Genomic DNA, 6,122 nt, shown 5'->3' on the forward strand with positions numbered 1-6,122 from the left:
GAGTGACCCACTTCAATGCCGCAGTCGTTGAACAGCTTGGTCGTGTAGCAGTTTTTCAGCTTCTCGATGAGTTCAGTGTTTTCGTACTTGAGCTGTTCGAGTATGTTTGCGATTATCATTCCCTGATATTCATCCGTCCATCCGTCCTCAAGCTTTACTGCGATACCGAGCTTCATGCTCTTTATCGCCATACATATAACACCCCTGGAGCCGTCCTTCATTATGAGGTCAGGATTCTGGTTGATATAATATGAAGGTGTTCCGTAATCGTTGATCTTCTCAGGATATTTGTGGATGCATGAGAAGTTGTAGTCTATAGTCTCCCGGAGTTCGTTTGACAGGCTGAATGGATCCATGAGCTTTGCGTAGGACATGGCGATGCTTCTAAGTGGCAGTGCAAATACTGGAACTCCACAGCCGTCTATGCCGAGCCCGATCTTGAATGTAGGGGTCTGGCTGAGCATGGATATGAAATTGATTATCTGCTGCTGTACAGGGGAATCCTTGAGCTGATAGCCGTCCGGCTTACCGGTGAGCTCTCTCTGGAGCAACATAAGGCTGAAATGTTTTCCCGAGCAGCAGTGCTGAAGTTTGCTCTGTCCCTGCCTTGGGTGGAGCTTTGACCTGTCGGTGAGCTTTGCCGCCAGCGCTGAAGCTGATGTGGAAGCGCATGGCTTCATGATCATGTCATCGGGATTCAATCCTGTCTTGCGCGAGATCTCCTCCAGCACAAATATATGATGGTTGCTTCCCCAGTGGGAAGAGTTGAACATGGCAACATCCTCGTCGGTGAGGTTGAACCTTCTGTGAAGTCCTGCCAGCAGTGTAGGCAGCACCTGTATAGGCTTGCTTGCGGAACGCATGAAAGTCTGTTTCTCTATGTCGCCAAGGTAGGCGATTGTATCTCCTGTGGATGACACAACTGCGATGGAGCCGCGGTGTGTATTCTCAACAATATTTCCACGGTATTCTTTTACTAATATCTCTGACATATATTCAACACCTCATTTGTATTTTGTATGATTTTCTTCCGATATAGTCATTATATGAAAAAGATATCCGTTTGCAAAATGAAAATTACATAATATATAAGAAAAATATGAGAAATGTAATTGAGTGTAAGTAAGTAATAGCTAAAAAATATCGCCTGATACTGACAAAATACATCATTTGTCATATATACCCTGAGTAAAAAATGTTTAAAAAAATCGAAAAATGCGCATTTTTTTTGTGAAAATGCATAAAAAACTTTGATTATTATAAAAAGGATGGTATAATGTCTTTATAATTTTGCATGGAGAGGTGACTTACATGATTAAAAAAGAAATGATCGCCATGCTCCTTGCTGGTGGACAGGGCAGCCGTCTTGGGGTTCTTACATCCAAGCTTGCCAAGCCAGCGGTAGCATTTGGCGGCAAATACAAGATAATCGATTTCCCACTGAGCAACTGTATCAACTCGGGGATTGACACAGTAGGTGTACTTACACAGTACAGACCACTCAGACTTAACCAGCATATCGGAATCGGCATTCCTTGGGATCTCGATAGAAACATTGGTGGTGTCACAGTGCTTCCACCATACGAGAAGAGCAACAACAGCGAGTGGTACACAGGTACTGCCAACGCTATCTACCAGAACATAGAGTTCATAGATTATTACAATCCAGACTATGTTCTCATACTTTCCGGTGATCATATCTACAAGATGGATTATGAACACATGCTTGACTATCACAAGTCCATGAATGCGGATGTGACACTTGCCACATACCAGGTTCCATGGGAGGAGGCAAGCAGATTCGGAGTAGTTATAACGAATGATGACGGCATCATCTCAGAGTTTGAGGAGAAGCCGGAGAACCCAAGAAGCAACAAGGCTTCCATGGGTATATACATATTCAACTGGAAGATTCTCCGCGAGGCACTTGTTACCATGAAGGATCAGCCGGGATGCGATTTCGGTAAGCATATTATTCCATACTGCCATGAGAACGGCAACAAGATATGTGCATACGATTTCAAGGGATACTGGAAGGATGTAGGAACTCTCGGTTCATACTGGGAGGCCAACATGGAGCTTGTCGACATAGTTCCTGAGTTCAATCTGTATGAGGAATTCTGGAAGATATATACGAAGACAGACGCCATACCACCTCAGTACATAGATGAAGCGGCAAAGGTATCCAAGTGTATCATCGGAGAGGGAACCGAGATATACGGAACCGTTGAGAATTCAGTTATAGGCTCTTGTGTAACCATAGGAGAGGGTGCGGTCGTTAAGGATTCGATTATAATGAATGGGGTTACGATCGAAGCTGGTGCCTATGTTGAAAAGGGAATCATTGCCGAGAATGTCAAGGTTGGTGCAAATGCCAAGCTTGGAGTTGGTGAGGAAGCTGTCAATGAGATGAAGCCTAATATCTACGCATTTGGCCTTGTTACTATAGGTGAGAACTCAGTTATACCTGAGGGCGTAACAATAGGTAAGAACACTGCAATATTCGGTGACACAGATCCTTCGGATTATCCGGACGGAACACTTCCGAGTGGCGGTAGTATTATAAAGGCAGGTGAGTAGACATGAGAGCATTAGGAATTATTCTGGCAGGTGGTAACAGCAATAAGCTGGGAGATCTTTCAGCAAAGAGAGCCGTTGCAGCCATGCCTATCACAGGAAGCTACAGAGCAATTGATTTCGCACTTTCCAATATGACCAATTCTCATATTCAGAAGGTAGCGGTATTCACACAGTACAACACAAGATCACTGAATGAGCATCTGAACTCAAGCAAGTGGTGGGATTTCGGAAGAAAGCAGGGAGGTTTGTTCATCTTCACACCTACCATCACAGCAGCTAACAGCTACTGGTACAAGGGAACAGCAGATGCACTTTATCAGAATATCAAGTTCCTCAAGGAGAGCCATGAGCCATATGTAGTTATCGCTTCAGGAGACGGTATCTACAAGCTTGACTACAACAAGGTTCTTGAGGAGCATATAAGCAATGGTGCAGATATCACGGTTGTATGCAAGGATATGGCACCGGGCGAGGATGACATCAACAGATTTGGTGTTATCAAGATGAACGAGGATGGCAGGATCATAGACTTCGAGGAGAAGCCTCTTGTGGCAGGAACCAACACGGTTTCCATAGGTGTATATGTCATAAGAAGAAGACAGCTCATCGAACTTCTTGAGACATGTGCCAACGAGGGAAGAAATGATTTCGTAAGAGATATTCTCGTGAGATATAAGGGTGTCAAGAGAATTTACGGATACAAGATGGACAGCTACTGGAGAAACATAGGAACAAAGGAGTCATATTACAGAGCTAATATGGATTTCCTCAAGAAGGACGTAAGAGACTTCTTCTTCAAACAGCATCCGGATATCTACTCAAGAGTGGATGATCTCCCACCAGCAAAGTACAATGCAGATGCGGTGGTAAATAACAGCTTGATAGCAAGCGGTTGTATCATCAACGGAACCGTTGAGAACTCAGTTATATTCAAGAAGGTATACATTGGAAATAACTGTGTGATCAGGAACTCGATCATACTTAACGATGTCAACATCGGTGATAATTCCATCATCGAGAATTGTATCGTGGAGAGCAGGGATACACTCCGCGCGAACACAGTACATCAGGGAACACCTGAGGACATCAAGGTAATAGTGGAGAAGGATTTCAGATATGCGTTGTAGGATGCATACGGTATAAGTAGTACAAATGACAGTTGCGTGTGGGATCGCAATGTGTGTCAGGGTTAAGGGGGTAATTCAGATGCAGATAACTGATATCAGGATCAGAAGTGTTGAGAAGGAAGGCAAGATGAAGGCGGTTGTTTCTATTACGATCGATGACGAGTTTGTTGTGCATGACATCAAGATCATCGAGGGTGAGAAGGGCATGTTCATCGCGATGCCGAGTAGAAAGGCAGCGGATGGAGAATATAGAGATATCGCTCATCCGATCAATACAGCTACAAGAGAGCGTCTGCAGAGTATGATTCTTTCAAAGTATCAGGAATCTTTGGAAGAGTAATACCAGTCTCAAATAGACATTCAGAGCCAGTGCTAGAGGCGTAAGTCACCAAGCTGATAGCATTGGCTCTTTTTATATGGTCTTGTAAAAAAATATAGTATAAAGTAGAATGTATCTGTTTAGATCCAGATAGAATATGGAGGATATAATAATGGTAAAATCAGTTATACTTGCGGCAGGCAAGGGAACAAGAATGAAGTCAGATAAGCCAAAGGTAGTTCATCAGGTGATGGGGAAACCGATGGTATATTATTCTATAGAAGCGGCGCGCCAGGCGGGTGCAGACGAGGTGTGTGTGATCGTTGGATACAAGGCAGACGAGGTGAAGTCAGCCATAGCTGCCAGTGTCAACGATGTGAAGGTTGACTATGCGCTTCAGGAGGAGCAGCTCGGAACAGGTCATGCGGTAAAGTGCGCTGCAGATTTTATTGGACGTGATGGGGATGTGATCATACTCTGTGGAGATACACCGCTTGTGACAGGGGATACACTCAGAAAAGCACTTGATTTCCACAAGGAGAGCGGGAATGGTGTAACTGTAATATCGGCGATGCTTGATGATCCATTTGGATATGGAAGGATCATAAGGGACGGTGACAGCCTGGCAAAGATCGTGGAGCAGAAGGATGCTGACGAAGCGGAGCAGGCTGTGAAGGAAGTTAACTCGGGCATGTATATATTTGACTGCGCAGCACTTCAGGACGCACTGTCACAGATATCAAATGACAACGCCCAGGGAGAGTATTATCTTCCGGATGCGATAGAGATAATAAAGAAAATGGGGCTTCCGGCTTCCGCTGTTCCGATGGACGATGCTGACCAGATAAGAGGAGTCAACACCCTGGAGCAGCTTGCAGATGCTGAGAAGATCATGGAGAACAGATAACAATAGAACGATCCACCTGGGTGGAGGAAAATGGAGAGACCAAATGAAGATCATAGTTGGACTTGGCAATCCCGGTGCGAAATATGCCGGAACAAGACACAATGTAGGATTTGCGGTTCTGGATGAGCTGGCAGAGAGACATAATATAAGGATAGACACTGCAAAGCATAAGGCACTTATAGGAAAGGGTATAATAGACGGAGAGAAGGTCATACTCGCCATGCCTCAGACATTTATGAATCTCAGCGGAGAGAGCGTAAGGGCGATAATGGACTTCTACAAATGTACGGTTGAAGATCTGATAGTCGTGTACGATGACATAGATCTTGACGTCGGCAAGCTCAGGATCAGACAGAAGGGAAGCGCCGGCGGTCATAACGGTATGAAGAATATCATACAGCACGTTGGCAGCCAGGAATTTGTCAGGATCAGAGTGGGTGTTGGCAAAAAGCCGGATCACATGGATCTGGCTGATTATGTGTTGTCGAGATTTGGAAAGGAAGATCTGGCGAATATAAGAGAGAGCTGTGGTAATGCCTGCGATGCGGTGGAGACCATACTGGCGGATGGCACAGTTGCAGCTATGAATAAGTTTAATTGAGAGTGATGGAGAATGATACGTGTACTTGGTGAGCCATTTGAAAAACTGAATATATATACAGAGTTGAAGGAGTGGCTTGCATCCGGAGATGGATTTGTCAATGTGACAGGTACGACGGGCGAGGGCACGGACAGAGTATTCATGATGCAGGGCTTCGGTGATGACGCATCGGTGCGCCTGATACTGACATATAACGACAGGCGTGCGGAGGAGCTGTACAGCGATATGAAGTTCTACGGAAGGGATGTATATATGTATCCTGCAAAGGATATTCTGTTCTTCAGTGCAGATGTCCACGGCAATGCCATAACCAGACGGCGCATGGAGGTCCTTCGGCGTCTGGCAACGGGAGAACCATGTACGATCATAGCCACGGTAGATGCAATGTATGACAAGATACCTGCACTGTCCTATATGAAAAAATACGTGATAAATATCCATGCGGCACAGTCTCTTGATCTGGATGAGCTCAAGGGCAAGCTGGTGGACCTTGGTTATGAAAAAACTGACAGTGTGGAGGAGCCGGGACAATTTGCCATACGAGGCGGTATCGTGGACATATTTCCGCTGACTGAGGAATGTCCATAC

6 protein-coding genes and 1 pseudogene are annotated in these 6,122 nt (G+C 45.1%); 6 read left to right on the forward strand and 1 reads right to left on the reverse strand.

Annotated elements, in window-relative coordinates:
* Positions 1 to 992: asparaginase (locus ABUA34_RS13560; RefSeq protein WP_349823484.1), on the reverse strand; the 992-nt coding region annotated here is incomplete at its 3' end.
* A 319-nt stretch (positions 993 to 1,311) separates the two neighbouring features.
* Here ABUA34_RS13560 and ABUA34_RS13565 point away from each other — a divergent pair.
* The 6 genes and pseudogenes from ABUA34_RS13565 to ABUA34_RS13590 form a co-directional block, all read left to right on the forward strand.
* Positions 1,312 to 2,580 (forward strand): glucose-1-phosphate adenylyltransferase, encoded by a 1,269-nt coding sequence (locus tag ABUA34_RS13565; RefSeq protein ID WP_022217270.1) that lies wholly within the window; start codon positions 1,312 to 1,314, stop codon positions 2,578 to 2,580.
* 2 nt (positions 2,581 to 2,582) lie between these two features.
* Positions 2,583 to 3,707, forward strand: a complete 1,125-nt coding sequence (gene glgD / locus ABUA34_RS13570; RefSeq protein ID WP_022217271.1) for a glucose-1-phosphate adenylyltransferase subunit GlgD — start codon at positions 2,583 to 2,585, stop codon at positions 3,705 to 3,707.
* Positions 3,708 to 3,786: 79 nt separating this feature from the next.
* Positions 3,787 to 4,047 carry a septation regulator SpoVG gene (gene spoVG / locus ABUA34_RS13575; protein WP_015533695.1) on the forward strand — a complete coding sequence of 87 codons (261 nt, stop codon included), beginning with the start codon at positions 3,787 to 3,789 and terminating at the stop codon, positions 4,045 to 4,047.
* 151 nt (positions 4,048 to 4,198) lie between these two features.
* Entirely contained in the window at positions 4,199 to 4,933 is a 735-nt protein-coding gene (locus ABUA34_RS13580; RefSeq protein ID WP_022217273.1) for a sugar phosphate nucleotidyltransferase, read from the forward strand.
* 43 nt (positions 4,934 to 4,976) lie between these two features.
* Positions 4,977 to 5,534, forward strand: a complete 558-nt coding sequence (gene pth / locus ABUA34_RS13585; RefSeq protein ID WP_015533697.1) for an aminoacyl-tRNA hydrolase — start codon at positions 4,977 to 4,979, stop codon at positions 5,532 to 5,534.
* Between the two features lie 12 nt (positions 5,535 to 5,546).
* Positions 5,547 to 6,122, forward strand: a pseudogene (locus ABUA34_RS13590) (transcription-repair coupling factor); the annotation flags it as partial.

The sequence above is a fragment of the Coprococcus sp. RTP21428st1_C9_RTP21428_210409 genome (genome assembly GCF_040227395.1).
GTDB classification, from domain to species: Bacteria; Bacillota; Clostridia; order Lachnospirales; family Lachnospiraceae; genus Coprococcus; species Coprococcus aceti.

What these genes read in the sequence shown, in the direction of transcription:
- glgD (WP_022217271.1), top strand. Translation starts at nt 2,583, where the DNA reads ATGAGAGCATTAGGAATTATTCTGGCAGGTGGTAACAGCAATAAGCTG.
- ABUA34_RS13565 (WP_022217270.1), top strand. Translation starts at nt 1,312, where the DNA reads ATGATTAAAAAAGAAATGATCGCCATGCTCCTTGCTGGTGGACAGGGC.
- ABUA34_RS13580 (WP_022217273.1), top strand. Translation starts at nt 4,199, where the DNA reads ATGGTAAAATCAGTTATACTTGCGGCAGGCAAGGGAACAAGAATGAAG.
- spoVG (WP_015533695.1), top strand. Translation starts at nt 3,787, where the DNA reads ATGCAGATAACTGATATCAGGATCAGAAGTGTTGAGAAGGAAGGCAAG.
- pth (WP_015533697.1), top strand. Translation starts at nt 4,977, where the DNA reads ATGAAGATCATAGTTGGACTTGGCAATCCCGGTGCGAAATATGCCGGA.